Below are 17,571 nucleotides of genomic sequence, written 5' to 3'. Positions count from 1 at the left end.
GTTTCGATTTGGTTACCCAATGTTGCCTATGGAAAAATAGGAAGTGTGGATGAACTTGAAGCACTGCAGACCATCGGCCGATTGATCAAAGAAGAACGCTTGGCCCAGGGATTAAGCCAGGTTCAGTTGGCCAAGCAGGCAGGTACCGCCATCAAGACCGTCCGGACCCTGGAATCAGGAACGCGGCGCACCCAGGAAATCAACCAGCGCAAGCTTGAGCATGCGCTGGGATGGCGTGCAGGGTCCGTCTCAGAGGTCCTCAAGGGAAAATCGACGTTTGCTCCGGAAATGATCACTCCCGACGACATGCGCTCGGGAGACGAACCACGGCAGGGACCTCCGCGCGTCGCCGTACCTGCAGCTCCCATTGCCCGGGCGTCTCACCTTTCCGACGAAGAACTCCTCGCTGAGCTCACGTACCGGATGATGCACCGTAACAGAGGCTGAATTCGGGCCGCCTCATTTACCGGCCTGGCTCATTTACCAGCCTGGCGCCGTACCATCTCGTTGATCCAGCTGGGCGCAAACGGTGAGGTGCAGTTGGGCGGCGTGGGATAGTCCTTCAGGACCTCCAAACGCTCACCGATGTCCAGGGCCCTGGCCCGGTGTTCCGGAAATTCAATCCCGATCATGGCAAGGCATTGGTTCATGGCCCACTGGAGCCGGTCCGGCGAGTCCTTCATGGTGGCCTCGACAATGTCCAGCAGGACCACAATGTCCAGTCCGTCTGGCTTCTTAACAACACGTTCCGATGTCAGTGCCCACCCAGCGCTGGCCACCACAGGATCGGCGTCGGCAAACCAGGCCACCCTCAGTGCTTCGGAGTGCGGACTCTTTTTGACAACGTAGTTCACCAGCCAGTCGTGCACCTTGGGGGTCCGTGCTTCCCGGAGCATGCTGTCCAACTCGTCCCGCTCAAAGGCCTTGGGACGGCAGATCAGCAGGGACAACAGCCTGGCCGCGGTGTCACCCGTGGCCCACAATTCACGCGATAGCTCCTGCTGCGTTTTCAGTCGCTTCGCGACGGCGCGCAGCTTGCTGAGGTTCACCCCGTGGTCGTCGCCGTGTTTTTCGTTGATTTCCCGCGCACGGGGCTCTTCCAGCGCCGCCAACTCGGCCATGAGCCCGGCCACCGTGGTGTCGAGCACCAACTCTTGGGCCGCCGTCGTTTCAGCCACCGTGGCCTCCTGTCCTTAGGGTTTGGATTCAGGCTACCCGTTGCTGAAAGCAAGGGCAGCGCACGGTGGCGCGTCAACCGGTTGGACGGCTCAGGAACTAAGCGAACCCCTCACGATGCTCACACTGGAGTGGCCGGGATTTCCATCCAGCGGCTCATCAGAGACGTCGACGATAGGGAAATCGTCCAGATTCAGATCTGACGGAAGCGGGAAGGTCCCTGAATCCGACCTCATGATTCCCAGACTGATCAGCCGCTTGAGGTCCGTGCCGATGAGCCAGACCTCCTGGTAGCCCTGTGCTTCATCTTTGCTTAGCTTCACTTCCAGGTTTCGTGATCCGTCCGCGGACTCAAGGACTGTCGCCGATCCTGTGGCAGTGTGCTGGGCGAGTGGGGACAACTCTGCCCGCGCCAATGGCGTTGCCGCTTGATTGAGGTTCCACAGCGTTCCACCCGCGATGACCAAGGCCCCCGCCGCAGCAACTGCCAACCAGGTCCCGCGGCGTTGCCACCCTAGGGGACGCTTCTTGACGGAACGTATGTCTGTGGGTGGTGCCGGGGGTTGCCCTGGTCCGGGCGGGTCGGTGTGGCCGGCTTTACTGGTTTCAGTCCCAGTCGCAGAGCCTGCAGCAGAGCCCGTTGCAGAGCGCAGGGGGTCTGCCCGGGTTGCATCGGACAGACCCAGTTCCCGGTGAATCCCGCTCCACACGTTGGGGCCGGGCACCTCAAAGCTTGTGCTGTCCGGCGTGGTTTTCATGGCGTCCACGGCGCGGCGCAATGCGGCGTACTCCGCCGAGCAGGCATCGCAGCTATTGAGATGCCGTTGGCCCTCCTCATCGAGCCAAGCACCGTACAGCGCCAGGAGGCTCAACTCTTCCGGATCAATGTGCGGCACGGTCAACCTCCAGTCTGCTTCTTAGGTGGATCAAGCTGCGTCGAATGTGGCTCTTGACGGTACCAAGTGGTAGTTCAAGCCTGCGGGAAATCTGCTCATGCGTCAGGTCTTCGTAGAACGCTAATTTCATGATGGCGCCCTGCGGTTCACCAAGCCGGTCCAGCTCTCCGTCCAGAAGCAGCCTGTCGGCCACTATCTCAACCGCTTCCCCTGTTGTAGATGCCCCGCCAGTGTCCTGGACCTGGGCGACGGCAAGGATTCTGCGAACTTCCCGGTTTGAGGCAGAGTGGGCGTCCGCAATGGCGTGGCGTGCAATGCCCACTATCCAGGCCGGCAGTCGCGAGACCTCCGGGTGGAAGGTGTCGCGGTGTCGCCAGACCCTAATGAAGACCTCTTGCGTGACGTCGTCGGCTGCCGAACGGTCTCTCAAAGACCTCAAGGCGAGCGTGTGGACCAGCGGGGCGAACTCCCTGTAAGCGGCCACAAGTGCGGACTCATCCCCCGCCATGAATGAAGTGGTCAAAGCATCGTCCCACGCGGATGAAACCTCGTTTGGGGATACCAAAGGAGACTCCTTCCCGGCGTCAGCGACGAGGACCACGGCCGGGTTGGGGTACTTATTCAAGGACCGCGGTGACAATGACATTGTCGCTGTAGTCCATTCGTTCGTCCAGCCATCGGCCCCCGCACGTGACAACCTTGAGTTCGTGCGGACCCGTGCGACGGAACAGAGATTCGCCGTCGAAGGCGTCCTTGGCCATCAAAGTGACGGAAACAACCCGATATTTGAGTGCGGGAGCGCCCTCCCGTCCTACGGTGATCAAGGTTCCGGCCGGCAAGGACTTCAACTGGGAGAACGGTGCTTGATCGGAGGTGGTGTCGATGTGTCCGGCAAGGACAGCCGAGCCTTCCGCTGCTCCGGGGGCTGGCCCGAACCGATACCAGCCGGCCTCATAGAAGGTTTCCGGTATCTCCATAGCCCCACCGGGCGCGACCCCCACGGGTACTACGCCCATATCAATGGAGGTTCCGGCCACTTGGAGTGACACAGGAGGGGGAGTCGCCGCGGGCTGTGTTGGAGTTGCGCCCCGCAGCGAGACTTCGGCAGGGGGTCCGGAAGTCTCGGCGGGAGGCATCGACGGTTGAGTAGGCGACGGTTGAGTTTGCTGCATGCCGGGGATTGAGTCGTTTGCCTCGCTGGAGGCACTCCCTGCCGTCGACGGCGTCGGGGTCCCGCAGGCCGTCAGAAAGAGCACTGCCACGGCGGCCAGCGCTCCCATCCATTGGTGTGTACTGCGACGTCGCCCTGTACCGCTTTGGAGGCGGCGACTTCGGTGTGGCTCACTTGATGTCTTCATGCTTTTTCCTGGCGGTCTACGGCAGGATGCTGCGGCTGCCGTGGTTGATGCGGGGAACGTCCTGGCCATCGCTGCGGACGGCCAGGACGTGTTCCGCTTTTATGCCTTACGGCTCCTTCGCATGAGAGCTTCGGTGTTTGATGACCTCAGCGTTCTGGGACTTCAGTGTTCTAGGAACTTCAGTGTTCTAGGACTTGATCCCGGAGGTGACAGCACGAGCCCTACGATTCCCCAGAGCGATCAGTAGCAACGTTGCCGCAGCGAGGCCACCGCCCAGCATCAGCTGTTCTGTGGACACATCTCCTGCCGAGGCACCTGGAGACAAAGCGCCCGATGAGCCGTCCAGTGCGCCGGGTACCGATCCTGGTGCCGAATGCAGTCCGTCAATGGTCTGCACCGCCAATTGAAGATTCTGGTCAGTGAGGCTTCCCCACGCGTAGACGATGGTGTGTGTTCCTTCGGTCACTGTCACATCCGCAGGGCCAATGACAGGTGCCGTGGTGCCCGCTGCAGCCACGGCGGCTGAGACCGTACCAGGGTCCAGGGTGAGTGTTTGCTCGTTGGGGTTGGCCAGATTGCTAACAACGGCCGTGCCGCCAGCCAGCACATCCACAGCCGGTGCCGCTGCAGTGTGTCGGACGGTCAACTTGCCTTTGCCTGCATCGATGCGCGAGACGTCGTTCGTGAAGAAGTTCGCCGTTGGCTTTCCTGCCGCATCGAGGTTGGCGACGGCGGTGTAGTTGCCGCTTGCAGCCAAGGTCACCGTCACGGGCCCAATAACAGGGGCAGAGGCATCGGCGGCGTCCGAGGCAGTAATTGCGAGATCGTACGCTCCGGGCGGAAGTGCCAACGGGCCGGCCAGTGTGCCTGGAGTGAAGTCGTCCAAGGTTCGTGCTCCGTTGACCCAGACGTCAACGGTCAACCCTGGCACACCGTGCAGTACAGACAGATGTGCGTCGCCCTCCGCCGCTTGCGCGGGGACAGCCAAAACGATTGCTGCTGCCAATGCTGCGGCACTGGCTCCTGCTCCTGCCGAAAGTAATCTGCTGCGCATGTCCTTCTCCTCAATCGGCCCCCTATACGGGGGGAGGTTTGCTGATACCCCTACTACCGCCACAAAGCATGTTTCGGATGCGGAAGCGCGGGATTTTTTGGAATGTTTTCTCAGCCGATGACCCGCGTGGTCTGGCGGCTGCAGGAGCGCCGCAGGCGTGCTGGTCCTTGGATCACAGCGAAGTCAGGGAATCCCCCGTGGACCAGCCCTTGATTTTGCGTTAAATCAATGCCAATCTATATCGATCCAAGGAAGTCAGCGCGACGAACGGAGTGCGCCCCAGTAGTTCAACCCCGCGAGTAATTGGTGGAGCCGCGGGCTACCCAGGCCGTTGGCACCAACGGCGACGGTCAGTCAGCCGTCGTCGTCGGATCGTGCAAAAGAACGGCGAGGGATGAATGGCAATACGAGGACGACGATTCTACAGTGGAAGCCTTGACTATGACCTGGACCGCAATCGGCGGCCTGTAATTCGTGTGCATTCCGCCTTTCGCCGTCATCCGTTGGAATTGAAAGATCCACTGAGCCAAGACACGCAAAGCCCATCCACAATGGCGTAATTAGGAGCTTTTGTATGAAAACAACCAGGACTAGGTCTAAATTTACATCTCAAGCCGTTTTATATGTCACAGTGCTGGCACTCTCGCTGGGGTCCAGCCCGGCGGTCGCGGCCAACCATTCGGCACTACCTAAAGACAAAACACTTAGTGTCACCATTAACGCCGACGGCACCGTCACGCCCGAACAGTATCCATTTCCGCATAACGCGAAGTATCCGCATGGGATCATGCCCAGCCTGGACCGGGACACACTGAACCGGGACATGCTGTCCATGTACACCAAATGGCGCGACCAGTACATCACCACTGACGGAGCGGAACCTGGTGAAGTGCGGGTCCGTGCGAGCGACTCCAATTACAAAGACGGAGCCCCCTCCGAGGGAGTTGGGTTTGCAATGCTGCTCTCGGTCTATATGGCCAGTCCGGATACGAGCGGCCGCTCGGACTTCGATGGTCTCGTCCGCTACTACATGCGCAATCTCTCCCCCGGCTACAACTTTATGGGCTGGAAGGTGGATAAAGAGGGAAACAACATCGATCCATATGCGGCACCGGACGGCGACTTCGACGCTGCGACATCCCTCCTGATGGCGCACAAGCAGTGGGGCAGTACGGGGGCCATCAACTATCTTGACGAGGCCAAAAAGATCATCCGCGACGCCATGGAGCACCTGATCTACAAGCCTTCCTACATCGTCAAGACCAGCCAGTCGTCCACCACTGCCGTCATCAGCTCCTATGAGATTCCAGCGTGGTTCGAGCTCTACAAAGACGCTACAGGCGAGGACCGCTGGGACAAGGTGACAGATGCCGGCTACCGGATGTTTGATCACTTCTACAACCTCAACCCCTCAACAGGACTGGTGCCATACAAGTGGGTCCTGTCTTCTACGGGTGCCCCCACTTACACCGGCACCAGCGGCCCTGACAGCAACTCCACAAGCTACGGGTTTGATCCCTCCAGACTCCCTTGGCGGGTGGCGCAGGACTTCCTGTGGAACGGGACTGAGAACAGCCCTCTGGCCCACGACCTCCCGGACCGAAACGTGAAGTGGTTCATGTCCAAGATCAACGACAATCCGGACACTGCGCTGGGTACCTACAACATCGATGGGACAGCCAGGGCAACGTTCACATCGCCACGCAATATGACCGGTCCTATGGCCGTTGGCGCTATGGTGGACGCTTCAAACCAGGACTCTCTCGATCTGCTCTACGATTACCTCCGCAAGCAGGAGCCTATGAGCGACTGGCCCGGCGGCTATTACCAGGACGCCGTCATGATCATGAGCATGCTCGTCCTGACCGGCAACATGCCCAACTTCTATGATTCCGCGCCCTATCCCACCAGCACCATGCCCGCCCCTCTGCCGGTAACGGATACAACAGCACCGGCTCAGCCCCTGAACGTCAGAGTGACCGGCACCACCTTGAACACCATTAACCTGGCATGGGCTGCAGCAGCAGATGACCAGGGGCCGGTGATGTATGAGATCCGGCGCGACGGGAAGCTTTTCAACGTCACGCCAACGCTGGCCACCAAATTGGAGTTCCTGGACCCAGGAACTAGCTATTCGATCACTGTGACAGCCAGGGACGCGGCCGGCAACAAAATGGCCAGCGAACCCGTGACAGGGTCAACGATGGTGGACACGGCCGCCCCGGCAAAGACCACCGGGATCATTGCGCAGGCACGAACATTGTCGAGCGTGACGCTTAAATGGAACAAGCCGGCAGACAACGATTCCATCAATGAATTGTCCTACGACGTGTTTCGGAACGGCGTCAAGGTCAACGCCGGTCCGGTCTACTTCCCGAGCGACTACAAGGTAGAGAACCTGCCATCCGGAACAGCCCAGAGCTTCACCATCGTGGCCACGGACAAATCGGGAAACAGATCAACCAGTGAAGTCTTCACAACTTCCACCACTTCCACCGATGTGACCGCGCCGTCGCGTCCGTCGTATCTGGAGGCGGGAAGGACAACCACCGACACCATCCCCCTCAAGTGGACGGCGTCGATCGACGACGATCCCAACGGCTCCATAACGTACGACGTCTTCAACGGGGACACCCAGTTGAACCTCCAACCTGTGGCCGGTACCTCGTTTAACGTGACCAACCTCCACGCACAAACGGAGGTTTCCCTCCGGGTACTCGCAAAAGATGCTGCCGGCAATACGCGGTCAAGCTACATCTACGACACCAGCACCAAAAAACTCAAAGGCAATTGACCACCCGGGGAATTTCAGATATCCGGCACATACCGCCCTAGCAAGTTCTCTGCCATTCCCCCTGCATTTCGTAGAAAGATGATAGGAAATACCGCCAATGACGGAACAACAAATACGCACAACAACAAACGGCCTCCAGAACACGGCATTGCTCGACGAGTTTTGCGCGGGCGAGCCCGGCGGGTTCATGGATTGTTACGTTGTGCTGGATGGCACCGTTCTCCGCGTAGGAAACAGCGCCCTGGAGCGTTCCTGGGATCTTGGCCAGAGCATTCCCACGGTGGTGTCATTGAAGAACAAAGCCACAAACAAGGAATGGTTCGCCGCCGAGGAAACCTCTGATTGGCTACGTACTGTTGACCGGAGATATGCCTTCTACAATTCTTCATTGTTCACGGGGGACAGGCTAGGCATCGCTGTCAGGACAGTGCGGGATGACGATCACGGTGTTGCCAGGGAGCACTTGAAAGTGGAGGTGGACCTTACGTTCGAGGCTTCCGAGGTCCGGTGGACGCACATTATCTACCCCGGGGTTCCTATCCTCAGATCCTTCGTTAGCGTCACCCTGAACGATCGCGTGGAAGCGTGCGGCCCGGTCCCCGCCCAGAAAAGTGAAAGTGCTGGCTTGGAGGCGCCGCACCTGCGGGAACTCGAGGGAGGCTATCAGGACTGTTTCCCGCTGGAGCCCAGTCATTGCGGCTGGAAGAGCGTGGAGTTCGTTGATGTCACCGATGACATGGACAACCTTGTCACCGCCAGTACCGGCCTGTTTTCCAGGCGCGAACAACGCTTCATGAAGGGGAACCTCGTCTCCGTCCAGGATCATTTGTCAAAGGATGGCCTCACACTGATCAAGGAAGGACCCACAGCGCTGGGATATCTCGGCGGTGTGGAGAGTGACTTCTTCATCAAGGGACAGAACGTCTTTACTACAGGCTGGTCCTTCGGCCGGGGGGACCTGGAGAAATCCAAGACCCTCACCACATACGGCAGCAGCGTCGTGTTATGGAGCGGTGAGGAGACGGATGCTCTCTCCGCCCTGAACGAATATCACGGTGCCATCCACGTCTTTGATCCTGAGAAGGATGCCTTCGTCATGTCCAACACCTGGGGAGACCAATCCAGTGACGGACGACTGAGTGAACAGTTCCTGCTCGAGGAGCTTGAAGTAGCCCAAAAGACGGGCGTGACGCTGTATCAGATCGATGACGGCTGGCAGAACGGGACCACCGCCAATTCCATAAACCCCGGAGGGGCCTGGGGTAAGGGCTACTACGAATCCAACCCGGACTTCTGGAGAGTCAACCCCACACGCTTCCCGAACGGGCTTGAGCCCATCGTCGCATCCGCGAATGCAAAAGGCATCCGGATGGGATTGTGGTTCTCGCCCGACTCTCTCAATGACTTTGAGAACTGGGAAAAGGACAGCGACACCCTGATTGACCTGCACAAGCAATACGGCATCTCCGCCTACAAGCTTGACGGGATTGAGTTCACGTCCAAGATCGGCGAGGAAAACCTCACCAAACTCATGCAACGGGTGCTCACCGGCACCAACCGTGGCGTCTTCTTCAACATGGATGTCACGGCGGGAGTCCGCAGCGGCTACTACGGCCAGCTACAGTACGGCTCCTTGTTCCTGGAAAACCGCTTCACCGGGAAGTTCGGAGGCTGGCCCAACTACTACCCCCACCGCACCCTGCGGAACATCTGGATGCTGTCGCGCTACTACCCCACCTACCGGCTGCAGGCCGAGTTCCTCAATGTCCACAGGAACACCGATCTGTACCCGGATGACGCCTTGGCGCCATCCAGCTGCGGGCTTGAGTATGCGCTGGCGGTCACCTTGTTCGCCAACCCCCTGGCTTGGATGGAGCAGACAGGGCTGAACGAGGAGTCCGTTGAAACTCTGGGCCGCGTCATTCCCCGATATAGGGAAGTCCAAAGTGAGATCCTGTCCGGCCATGTCCTGCCCATCGGCAACGAGCCAAACGGCACCACATGGACGGGTTTCCAATCAATAACGTCCGATCATTCCGGGTACCTGCTGATACTCAAGGAACATAACTCCGAACCCGCACATTCCTATCAGCTGTGGGATCTGAGGGGCAAGGAACTGAAACTTGAGCCGGTTCTTGGCGCCGGACAGCAGAGCGGGGCTACCGTGGACGAGACGGGCAACACCGTCTTCCAGTTGGATGGACTCTTTGCCTACGCCCTCTACAAATACACCTGCTGACGCGGTGCAAACAGCCTGACGACGGAAGAACGCCGTGCCTGCATTATCTGGGATTGCAGGCACGGCACTTCCGGGATCACTCGGTCAGCGGACCCGCTCCGCCTTGGTAAACCTGGACCGCGCACCGGAAACCATGTGTACCAGCACTGGGGTTTTTTGGCCGATGACCAGGTCCAATGCTTCAACCAGCTGTGATATCTCAGCGGCCAGTAGGTGCGGCGCAACTCCTTGCCTGGGTTGAATGCGGATGCGCAGGCCTGGCCTTCCCCGTACCTCGTAGGTTGCCACCGAGGCGGCCGCGAGGTCGGTCCTCCCAGCGAGTGCCGCCCGCAGCGCTTGCTCGGCGACGCCGCCACCGATCCGTACTTCTCCGTTGATGTGGCTGTCGTCATCGCTGGCGACCAGGAGGTTGGCCCGGCCCTTACCTTGCTGCGACAGCCAGGCGATCATGGCGATGATGATGGCCACTAGAACAGCCCCGGCCACAATCCACAACCAGCTTTCCTCACGACCGGGGAAGCGCGTTTGGCGGAAGGCATTTTCCATCCCTGCCCATGCAGCGGCGGACCAGCCATGCCACCAAGCCGCGACCGCGGGCACGGTGGCCAGCAGCAGGAGAAGCACTCCTACGGCCAGGAGTTTCGCTCCGATGATGAACAACAGCACACGGTTAAGAGCCCGCGGTGTTCCGTTCACGCGCCAATCACCCCCGACGACGCCAGGTTGACCCGCACAGAAGGCATCGGTACGGGGGACATCTCTTCAAGTTCCGCTTGCACAGCTGCCAGCACCGCCTCCTCGCTCACCCGGCTGCCAGACGTAGGCCTCACATTGACCACTACGAGCTGCCGGGAAACGATCACCATGACCTGTTCCTGGGTAACGTTCGCAGCAGTTCGTGCCCGACGTGCCAGCGCTGAGGCGAGTACTTCGTCATCAACCACGACGGCGGTACGCGCGTCCCTGAGCAGATGCCGGGCACGCCTGCCGGGCAGCACTGCGAGCAGGAAGAAGAACAATCCCACCATGGCAACTACGGCGCCACTGGCACCAAGCAACAGTGGGGAAATACCTTCAGGGAGAGCGATGATGCGCCCAGCCGCAGTGGTGGGATCGATCAACCACGGTGGTTGACCGATTGCCCGCACGCCTGCCTCGAGCAGGGCATAGAGGCAGAGAACAATGACCAGGACGGCGGCAATGGCGGCAGCAGCGGCCCGGGAAGAGTGGGTTTCACGGCGCAGGATTCGGCTCATTTCGGGGTCTTCGCCGGCCACCGGTCCAGCTCCTGCAAATCCCTCCAACTGAGCTTGCTGATCCCGGGTTTTACGGTCCTGGGTTTCCTGGTCCTGTGTCACTGAACGCGGCCTCCCTCCGTGATGTGGGCTCCGCTGATCCTGATGTCCACCCTGCTTAACTGGGATCCGCTGAGTCGTGTGACCGTTTCAAGAACGGCGGCCTTGGCAGCAACTGCACGGTCCCAGATGGAGCCGCCGAAGCCTTGGACGCGCGACGGGTCCCGCAGGACCTCGGTCAAAGCCGGGATGCTGATGGGTGCCACGATCGACAAAGCCAGCAGGCCGTCGTCGTCCGCCCAATCAGCGCGGATGTCGTGGGCCTCAACGCCGAGAGCCTCGGAGGCGGCGGCGCGCGCCAAGGATGTCAAAGCCTGGGTACTGATCCGGTTGTGGCCGGCCAGGCTGCTGGTGGAGTCCACAGCCTCAGCCACGCTCATGACGAAGAGCGCCGGCCCGTAATGGCGTCCAGGACGCTGCGGAGATCCAGTTTTCCGTCGGCGGCCCTGCCGAGCAGCGCTCCGATGCCCATGAAGAGCAGTGAGATCAGGAATCCCCACAGTCCAAAGGAAAGGGACATGAATGCTACGAAGGCGCCGATCGCGATTCCAACAACGGTCATGCTCACTGGAGTACCTCCCTTTCCATGACGGCTGGCTTGCTTCCGGCAGGTTTGACCGGCGGAGCCACGTAGACGTCATTGATCTCGATGTTGACCTCAATGACCTGGAGGCCCACAAGTTCTTCAACAGCGCGGAAAACGGCACTCCGGACCTGGTTGGCAACAGTGTGCAGGGGGTGCCCGTAGAGGGCAACGAGATTGATGTCCACGGCTACTTGGGTCTCGCCGACTTCCGCGCGCACGCCTGCTGCGTGGTCGGAACTCCCGACGGCGTCGCGGATCGCACCGAGCGCACGGGACGGACCCGAACCCAACGAGTAGACGCCCGGTACCGTGCGGGCCGCAATGCCGGCAACCTTGGCAACCGCCGCCTCGGAGATGATGGTGCGTCCAGTACCCAGGATCTCGCCCCCGGGCACAGGATCAAGCTGCACGTTCTGGTCTTCCATGGAGCACTCCCCTTCTCTTGAGTACCACCCTAGCGTCTAGCTCCGACGCTTTGGGAGAAGCGTTGGAGAGAAGGGAGTGCGCGCGGCGGCGACTACTGGCAGTTCTTTTCCATCCGGTCCTGGATAGGCTTCATCAGCTCTTCGAACTGCCCGTCACCATACTTGCTGGGGTCCGAGCCGGCTGCCTCCGTGAAGGCCCTCAACTTTTCGAAAGACGCCTTCAACTCTTCCCGCACTTTGCCCTGCGTCCGGGACGGTTCCTGCTTAGCTTTGTCGATGTCCTCCGGGTTGCCGCCCATAGCCCCGCCAACTGTGGTTGGGGGCAGAGCTGGTGCCCACTTCCGCAGCCGGAGCCGCCGACGACGCGTTGGGTGACGACCGCGCAAGAGGTGCCGGCATCGAACAGGCACTGAGCGTGAGGGTGGCAGCGAGAAGGGCCGGTGAGGTCAGAATAGGCCCAGCGCCCTGCTGTGAACGGAGCAGGGTTATCCACAACGCCCCATTCGTGACTGTCTTGGGCTCCATTGCCCCACCTAGACTGGCCGACACACCGCCAAAACAGCTGCTGGGGAGCCTGTCATGCCACGCCTATCGTTTGCCACTTTTCTTGTAGTCCTGGCCCTTCTCCTCACGGGTTGCCAAGGCGCCTCTACGCCCAGCGGCCCACCCTCCGAAACAGGCTCGACGACGGCGTCTCCCACAATAAGCACTGCCGCTCCGGCAGCTTCGGCTACTCCGGGCACCCCGGGTAGCCCGCCAGCGTCCGCCGTGTACAAACCCGCGGATGCCAAAGGAAAAGCACAGAACGTGCCGGTCCCCGTGATGCCCGAGTTGGCGAAGGAGAACTCGAAGGCCGGGCTGGAAGCGTTCATTGGGTACTGGTACGCGCAGCAGAACTACGCGATGGAAACAGGAGACCAGACAACATGGTCTCAACTCAGCGCCGACGAGTGCGAGACCTGCAAACGGATCGAGAAGGGCATAAATGACAGCCACATCAATGGCAGATGGTCTGTCGGCGGCAGCATCTCTATCCCGGTGGTTGAGCCCATCTGGGCAAATGGAACAGCGAACCAACAGGCCAAGGTCCAAGTAATCCAAGAGCAGATTGAGTATTTCAATGCTGACGGGACCCCGGGGCGAGCATCAGAAGCCGCCACAAATTCTGCCTTCGGCCTACTTGCTACATATGGTTCCCACGGCTGGACGGTGACGAATCTTGGCATCCTCAACTAATCTTCCGGGCCGTCTCTCGCGCGCTTCCTCGGTTGTGGGAATGGCAGCCGTGTTACTCGCGCTCTCGGCATATGGTCCAGCACACGCTGACACGGATTCTTGGGCGGGCTACAACAATCAGCAAGATGCCCTTGACGTAACGAGCAGATTCAAAATCAACCCTTCGACCGGACAGTTAGCACCCAGTATCGGCGGCACATCAACCTCGTCCACTGCCGCGGAGGATCCAAATCAGTACATGGCCGATGTTCATTGCCGTGCCGATGGGCCCGACACCAAGGACCCCGGTTGCGATGCCCTCGAGTGTCCAGCCACCGCATCCAACAGCGAAACAGGCACGCCGGTCATCTGGAAGGAAGCCCCCAAAGCCATTACCAACCCAGGCTGGACAGACTGGATCCCGGTCAGCGGACCCACCTGTCTCTACGACGCCCAGCCCGAGAACGTCCTGGCCGACATCGCCGCCCGCATCCTGACCGACTTCCAACAACTACCCGTCAACCCAGGGACCCTCGAAGCCCAACCGTTCCCGCACACCCTTAAAGGCGGACCCACCAACTTCTACACCACCACCGCAGAACAAGGCTTCGACGTCACCATCCTCGGCCAAGCAGTCCACCTGACCGCAAGACCGGCCAACTACACCTACACCTTCGGCGACGGCAGCACACTAGGACCCACCCCGGTGGCCGGCTACTCCATCCCCGAAACCGACTGGCTCAGCAGCGAGACCCGCACCAGCCACACCTACACCGAAACCGGCAACTACCAGGCCACCCTCACCACCAGCTTCACCGGCACGTACTCTGTCAACAACGGCCCACCCCTACCCATCAACGGAACCCTCGACATCACCACACCAGCCAAAACCATCCACGTCTGGAAAACAGAAAGAGCACTCGTCGCCGACACCTGCCAGGAAAACCCCAACTCCTGGGGCTGCCCAGGCGCGAACACCGACTAATAAGGTGAGTGCGCGAAGCGCGTGAGCGGAGGTAGAGGCAGTCTTCGTGCCGTCTCGACTTACTTTGAGCGGCTATGACCTTTGACACGCTGAGAATTACGGTGCGTCGGCTTCTGCGACGAATCAAGGCGAATCAAAGTGGGTGGCAGCGGTACACGCACTCGCTCATCGGGTTAAAGAAGAAAAGCACCAGTTCCAAAGAACTGATGCTTCCCAGTGGTGGCTCCGACCGGCGTCGATCCGGTGACCTTTCGATTTTCAGTCGAACGCTCTACCAACTGAGCTACAGAGCCTAGGTGACATGTCACCTTGAGAACCGAATTTCTTCGGCGCTCAGAGCGACCCTGACGGGACTTGAACCCGCGACCTCCGCCGTGACAGGGCGGCGCGCTAACCAACTGCGCTACAGGGCCTTGCGTTTGCAGTATCTCTACCGCGTTTTTTTCAAGGCTTCTAGCTTACCAGACTTTTTTCATCCGGTTTACCACTTCCTTGCGTACCCCCAACGGGATTCGAACCCGTGCCGCCGCCGTGAAAGGGCGGTGTCCTAGGCCGCTAGACGATGGGGGCCTGAACTCAATTCGGATTTCGCAAAAGAAAAGCGACGCTTTACGCGTTCTTTCCGTGTCTCGCTCGTCCGAACTGGACTCTAAAACTTTAGAGCATAGATGGCGATATTCCCAAATCGAGGTCTGCTGGCCGTCCAGGGCTACCAGCTTGGGTTCCGTCGAGGGGCGTGATCTCACCTCTAAGAAGCGCACCCAAAGAGTCGAAAGCTCACCCCTCGGCAACGCACCCAAAGAGTCGAAAGCCCACCCCTCGGCAACGCACCCAAAGAGTCGAAAGCTCACCCCTCGGCAACGCACCCAAAGAGTCGAGAGCTCACCCCTCGGCAACGCGCACCACATCAACCGCACCCGCACTCCGGAGGTGGTCCGCAAACATTGGCAGGATCTTGCCCTGACGCGTCCGAAAACCGCCAGCCGCGCCCGGAGCATGGCGGATAGATTTGGCTCTATGACAACCACTTCCCCGGCCGAACCCGGCCAGCCTTCCCCGGACCTGCCCCAGCGCACCACCCCTGCGCCCGGAGCAGCCATGAGCAAGCTCGGCATCGCCGCCGTGATCGTCACCGTGATCCTTTGGGCTTCGGCGTTCGTGGGCATCCGCGCCGTCGGCCCCAGCTTCTCCCCCGGATCCTTGACGCTGGGACGTTTGGCAGTTGCCGCCGTCGTGCTTGGAATCGTGGTGCTGCCGACGCTGAAGGTGTGGCCGACCGGCCGGGAGTGGTTGCCGATCGTGGCCTACGGAGTGATGTGGTTCGGTGGTTACAACGTTGCCCTGAACGCGGCGGAACACATGCTCGATGCCGGCACCAGCGCCATGCTGATCAACGTCTCCCCGATCCTGATCGCGATCCTTGCCGGGATCTTCCTCAAGGAGGGCTTTCCCCGCTGGCTGCTGATCGGCAGCGGGGTGGCGTTCTGTGGCGTTGCGATGATCGCGCTGGGTTCCGGACAGCGCTCGACGGCGGACGTCGCCGGCGTGCTGTTGTGCTTGCTTGCCGCTGTGCTCGCCTCGGTGAGCGCGATCCTCCAGAAGCCTGTGCTCCGTAAGTTCACCGCAGGGCAGGCAACGTGGTTCGGCATCATGGTGGGTGCCATCTGCTGCCTACCGTGGACCGGGCAGCTGATTTCCGAAGTCCAGGCGGCGCCGCTCCCGGCAACGCTCGGCCTGGTCTACTTGGGGATCTTTCCGACGGCCATCGCTTTCACCACCTGGGCGTACGCTTTGTCCCTCATCTCGGCCGGAAAGCTCGCCGCCACCACGTACCTGGTCCCGGGTACCACCATTGTGATTTCGTGGGCAGTGCTACAGGAAGTCCCCACCATCTGGGGGCTGATCGGTGGCGTGGTGTGCCTGATCGGCGTGGGCCTGACCCGGCGCCGGACGCGCCAGCCGCTCCGTTAGCGGGCCATTCCCACCAAAAGTTCGCGGTGTGTGGGCGGATTGGCACCAGGGCGGCCGACGGCGATGGAGGCCGCCATGGAGGCAATGGTGCCGATCCTCTCCATGACGGTGGGCGCCAGTCCGTCGCTTCCCCGCAGGAGCAGCCCCATGATCAGCGCTGCCATATAGGAATCGCCCGCGCCAATAGTGTCCGCCACTGTGGCCGGGACGGCCGGTACGTTGAGCTGTATGTGCCGCGTAGCCATGAGTGAGCCCTTGACTCCCTGTGTCACTACAACCAACCCGGTGCCCAGTGAAAGCAGGTGGTTCGCAGTCTCCTCAAGCGCCTTGCCCGGGTACAGCCAGCGGGCATCGGTGCCGCTGAGCTTCACGACGTCGGTCAGCGGGACTATTTCCTCGAAGAGCGCCAAGGCCTCCTGGTGGCTTCCGAGGAGGTCGGCGCGGATGTTCGGGTCGTACGTCACCATGCACCCACCCTGCGCCTGCTCCAGCAAGCTCCGCACCACGCTTGCGCCGGGCTCCAGGAACGTGGCGATGGATCCCGTGTGCAGGATCCTCGGAGCGTAGGGGAGGGCAAGAGGCGCCAAGGCCCAGTCAATGTCGAAGGTGTAGTCAGCTGAACCGTCCGCAGCTATCCGGGCTGTCGCCGTCGCGGTCTTGCCCGCAGACATGGAACCGGGCAACAGCACCACGCCCGCACTGTGCAGATGCGATGCGATGGCGTCACCCCGGGCATCGCGGCCAATCGCTGTCAGCAGTCCGGTCTTGACGTCCAATCGTCCCAGACCGAAGGCGACATTGGCCGGCGAGCCGCCGGGATACTCCACCTGCCCATCGGCAGACTGCACGATGTCGATCAACGCCTCACCGACAACTACGACGTCGAGGGGTTCAGGCGCGAGGGAAGAGGTGCCGGTCATGCGGTTCCTGTGTCTGTCGAAAAGAGGATTGACTTTTAGTATCTCTCATCACACACCGCGCCGATGCTGCCTGAGCGGACTAAAGTCAGATCATGCCCGCGAATCTTCCACCCGGCTTGCCCATAGTTCCGGACGGCGAGCGCCCTTCATCGCCGCTCCGGGAACGGAATGCGGTGCACAGTCCTGTTGAGCACACCGCCGCGGACGAAGCCCACAGTGCCGCGCCTTTCGAGATGTCTCCCGAAGAATTTGAAGAGGCCGTCAGCGACGCCCTCCAATTGATCCCACCCAAAGCGGCCAGTGCCATGGACAACGTGGCCATCTTCATCGAAGACGACTACACGCCGCAACCGGGCGAAGATCAGGACACTGTGCTGTTGGGACTCTACGAGGGCGTCCCCTTGACTGAACGCGATTCCTGGTGGGAAGCCGGTTCACTGCCGGACCGGATCACCATCTTCAGGCAGCCGATCCTGGACATCTGCAGCACGCGCGAAGAAGTCATCGATGAAGTCGCCATCACGGTGGTCCACGAGATCGCGCACCACTTCGGGATCGACGACGACCGTCTGCACGAACTCGGCTGGGGCTAGCCTT

Annotated in this window: 19 protein-coding genes and 3 tRNA genes; 7 read left to right on the top strand and 15 right to left on the bottom strand. The window is 60.6% G+C overall.

From position 1 onward, the window contains the following. Positions 1-45 precede the first annotated feature (45 nt). Positions 46-447, top strand: coding sequence for a helix-turn-helix transcriptional regulator (locus QEH68_RS02530; protein WP_207596026.1), 402 nt, complete (start codon positions 46-48; stop codon positions 445-447). A gap of 29 nt (positions 448-476) precedes the next feature. On the opposite strand, the gene QEH68_RS02525 is transcribed toward QEH68_RS02530, so the two are convergent. From QEH68_RS02525 to QEH68_RS02505, 5 genes are all read right to left on the bottom strand, one after another. Then, positions 477-1,121 carry a DNA alkylation repair protein gene (locus QEH68_RS02525; RefSeq protein WP_280627957.1) on the bottom strand — a complete coding sequence of 215 codons (645 nt, stop codon included), beginning with the start codon at positions 1,119-1,121 and terminating at the stop codon, positions 477-479. 147 nt (positions 1,122-1,268) lie between these two features. After that, the gene (locus QEH68_RS02520; protein ID WP_280626297.1) at positions 1,269-2,072 is read right to left on the bottom strand and encodes an anti-sigma factor; all 804 of its coding nucleotides are present in this window, start codon (positions 2,070-2,072) and stop codon (positions 1,269-1,271) included. Next, a complete protein-coding gene (locus tag QEH68_RS02515) occupies positions 2,059-2,673 on the bottom strand; it encodes an RNA polymerase sigma factor (RefSeq protein ID WP_280627956.1) in 615 nt (204 codons plus the stop codon). The genes QEH68_RS02520 and QEH68_RS02515 overlap by 14 nt, the downstream gene beginning before the upstream one ends. A gap of 16 nt (positions 2,674-2,689) precedes the next feature. Then, complete coding sequence (locus QEH68_RS02510) at positions 2,690-3,121, bottom strand: class F sortase (protein WP_280626295.1); 432 nt, start codon at positions 3,119-3,121, stop codon at positions 2,690-2,692. Positions 3,122-3,617: 496 nt separating this feature from the next. Then, positions 3,618-4,484 carry a DUF4397 domain-containing protein gene (locus QEH68_RS02505; protein ID WP_280626294.1) on the bottom strand — a complete coding sequence of 289 codons (867 nt, stop codon included), beginning with the start codon at positions 4,482-4,484 and terminating at the stop codon, positions 3,618-3,620. Between the two features lie 787 nt (positions 4,485-5,271). On the opposite strand from QEH68_RS02505, the gene QEH68_RS02500 reads away from it, so the two are divergent. Beyond that, positions 5,272-7,278, top strand: coding sequence for a glycosyl hydrolase family 8 (locus QEH68_RS02500; protein WP_280626293.1), 2,007 nt, complete (start codon positions 5,272-5,274; stop codon positions 7,276-7,278). Between the two features lie 97 nt (positions 7,279-7,375). After that, positions 7,376-9,517, top strand: a complete 2,142-nt coding sequence (locus QEH68_RS02495) for an alpha-galactosidase (protein ID WP_280626292.1) — start codon at positions 7,376-7,378, stop codon at positions 9,515-9,517. Between the two features lie 84 nt (positions 9,518-9,601). Here QEH68_RS02495 and QEH68_RS02490 read toward each other — a convergent pair whose 3' ends face one another. From QEH68_RS02490 to QEH68_RS02465, 6 genes are all read right to left on the bottom strand, one after another. Further along, positions 9,602-10,213 carry a hypothetical protein gene (locus tag QEH68_RS02490; RefSeq protein ID WP_207596024.1) on the bottom strand — a complete coding sequence of 204 codons (612 nt, stop codon included), beginning with the start codon at positions 10,211-10,213 and terminating at the stop codon, positions 9,602-9,604. Beyond that, the gene (locus tag QEH68_RS02485; protein ID WP_207596023.1) at positions 10,210-10,875 is read right to left on the bottom strand and encodes a DUF6286 domain-containing protein; all 666 of its coding nucleotides are present in this window, start codon (positions 10,873-10,875) and stop codon (positions 10,210-10,212) included. Before QEH68_RS02485 ends, QEH68_RS02490 begins: the two co-directional genes overlap by 4 nt. After that, complete coding sequence (locus QEH68_RS02480; RefSeq protein WP_207596022.1) at positions 10,872-11,252, bottom strand: hypothetical protein; 381 nt, start codon at positions 11,250-11,252, stop codon at positions 10,872-10,874. Before QEH68_RS02480 ends, QEH68_RS02485 begins: the two co-directional genes overlap by 4 nt. Next, positions 11,249-11,440, bottom strand: coding sequence for a DUF2273 domain-containing protein (locus QEH68_RS02475; protein ID WP_089593421.1), 192 nt, complete (start codon positions 11,438-11,440; stop codon positions 11,249-11,251). The genes QEH68_RS02480 and QEH68_RS02475 overlap by 4 nt, the downstream gene beginning before the upstream one ends. After that, positions 11,437-11,883 carry an Asp23/Gls24 family envelope stress response protein gene (locus tag QEH68_RS02470; protein ID WP_207596021.1) on the bottom strand — a complete coding sequence of 149 codons (447 nt, stop codon included), beginning with the start codon at positions 11,881-11,883 and terminating at the stop codon, positions 11,437-11,439. Before QEH68_RS02470 ends, QEH68_RS02475 begins: the two co-directional genes overlap by 4 nt. A gap of 92 nt (positions 11,884-11,975) precedes the next feature. Continuing rightward, on the bottom strand, positions 11,976-12,182 hold the full coding sequence (locus tag QEH68_RS02465) for a hypothetical protein (RefSeq protein ID WP_280626287.1): 207 nt from the start codon (positions 12,180-12,182) through the stop codon (positions 11,976-11,978). Between the two features lie 469 nt (positions 12,183-12,651). On the opposite strand from QEH68_RS02465, the gene QEH68_RS02460 reads away from it, so the two are divergent. Then, positions 12,652-13,119 carry a DUF6318 family protein gene (locus tag QEH68_RS02460; protein WP_280626284.1) on the top strand — a complete coding sequence of 156 codons (468 nt, stop codon included), beginning with the start codon at positions 12,652-12,654 and terminating at the stop codon, positions 13,117-13,119. A 238-nt stretch (positions 13,120-13,357) separates the two neighbouring features. Further along, positions 13,358-14,083: a PKD domain-containing protein gene (locus QEH68_RS02455; protein ID WP_280626281.1), complete on the top strand. Its 726-nt coding sequence runs from the start codon at positions 13,358-13,360 to the stop codon at positions 14,081-14,083. A gap of 217 nt (positions 14,084-14,300) precedes the next feature. Here the strand turns inward: QEH68_RS02455 and QEH68_RS02450 are convergent. The 3 genes from QEH68_RS02450 to QEH68_RS02440 form a co-directional block, all read right to left on the bottom strand. Further along, positions 14,301-14,376: transfer RNA gene (locus QEH68_RS02450), tRNA-Phe, on the bottom strand. A gap of 46 nt (positions 14,377-14,422) precedes the next feature. Next, positions 14,423-14,496 (bottom strand) — tRNA-Asp (locus QEH68_RS02445). Positions 14,497-14,580: 84 nt separating this feature from the next. After that, positions 14,581-14,653 (bottom strand) — tRNA-Glu (locus QEH68_RS02440). A 447-nt stretch (positions 14,654-15,100) separates the two neighbouring features. On the opposite strand from QEH68_RS02440, the gene QEH68_RS02435 reads away from it, so the two are divergent. Beyond that, positions 15,101-16,054: a DMT family transporter gene (locus tag QEH68_RS02435; RefSeq protein ID WP_280626279.1), complete on the top strand. Its 954-nt coding sequence runs from the start codon at positions 15,101-15,103 to the stop codon at positions 16,052-16,054. On the opposite strand, the gene QEH68_RS02430 is transcribed toward QEH68_RS02435, so the two are convergent. Continuing rightward, positions 16,051-16,974, bottom strand: coding sequence for a carbohydrate kinase (locus tag QEH68_RS02430; protein WP_207596016.1), 924 nt, complete (start codon positions 16,972-16,974; stop codon positions 16,051-16,053). The two genes, QEH68_RS02435 and QEH68_RS02430, sit on opposite strands and share 4 nt — an antisense overlap. Before the next feature lie 92 nt (positions 16,975-17,066). Here QEH68_RS02430 and QEH68_RS02425 point away from each other — a divergent pair, with 92 nt between their 5' ends. Then, positions 17,067-17,567 carry a metallopeptidase family protein gene (locus QEH68_RS02425; RefSeq protein ID WP_207596015.1) on the top strand — a complete coding sequence of 167 codons (501 nt, stop codon included), beginning with the start codon at positions 17,067-17,069 and terminating at the stop codon, positions 17,565-17,567. Positions 17,568-17,571: the final 4 nt, after the last annotated feature.

The sequence above is a fragment of the Paenarthrobacter sp. OM7 genome (genome assembly GCF_029873575.1).
In the GTDB taxonomy this organism is placed as follows: domain Bacteria; phylum Actinomycetota; class Actinomycetes; order Actinomycetales; family Micrococcaceae; genus Arthrobacter.
The sequence above is the reverse complement of the archived record's forward strand: the minus strand, read 5'-3'. Positions and strand labels throughout refer to the sequence as shown.

Coding starts and splice junctions, on each gene's coding strand:
- QEH68_RS02480 (WP_207596022.1), bottom strand. CDS start 11,252: ATGAGCGTGGCTGAGGCTGTGGACTCCACCAGCAGCCTGGCCGGCCAC.
- QEH68_RS02430 (WP_207596016.1), bottom strand. CDS start 16,974: ATGACCGGCACCTCTTCCCTCGCGCCTGAACCCCTCGACGTCGTAGTT.
- QEH68_RS02505 (WP_280626294.1), bottom strand. CDS start 4,484: ATGCGCAGCAGATTACTTTCGGCAGGAGCAGGAGCCAGTGCCGCAGCA.
- QEH68_RS02500 (WP_280626293.1), top strand. CDS start 5,272: ATGCCCAGCCTGGACCGGGACACACTGAACCGGGACATGCTGTCCATG.
- QEH68_RS02525 (WP_280627957.1), bottom strand. CDS start 1,121: ATGGCCGAGTTGGCGGCGCTGGAAGAGCCCCGTGCGCGGGAAATCAAC.
- QEH68_RS02495 (WP_280626292.1), top strand. CDS start 7,376: ATGACGGAACAACAAATACGCACAACAACAAACGGCCTCCAGAACACG.
- QEH68_RS02435 (WP_280626279.1), top strand. CDS start 15,101: ATGACAACCACTTCCCCGGCCGAACCCGGCCAGCCTTCCCCGGACCTG.
- QEH68_RS02425 (WP_207596015.1), top strand. CDS start 17,067: ATGCCCGCGAATCTTCCACCCGGCTTGCCCATAGTTCCGGACGGCGAG.
- QEH68_RS02470 (WP_207596021.1), bottom strand. CDS start 11,883: ATGGAAGACCAGAACGTGCAGCTTGATCCTGTGCCCGGGGGCGAGATC.
- QEH68_RS02455 (WP_280626281.1), top strand. CDS start 13,358: ATGGCCGATGTTCATTGCCGTGCCGATGGGCCCGACACCAAGGACCCC.
- QEH68_RS02465 (WP_280626287.1), bottom strand. CDS start 12,182: ATGGGCGGCAACCCGGAGGACATCGACAAAGCTAAGCAGGAACCGTCC.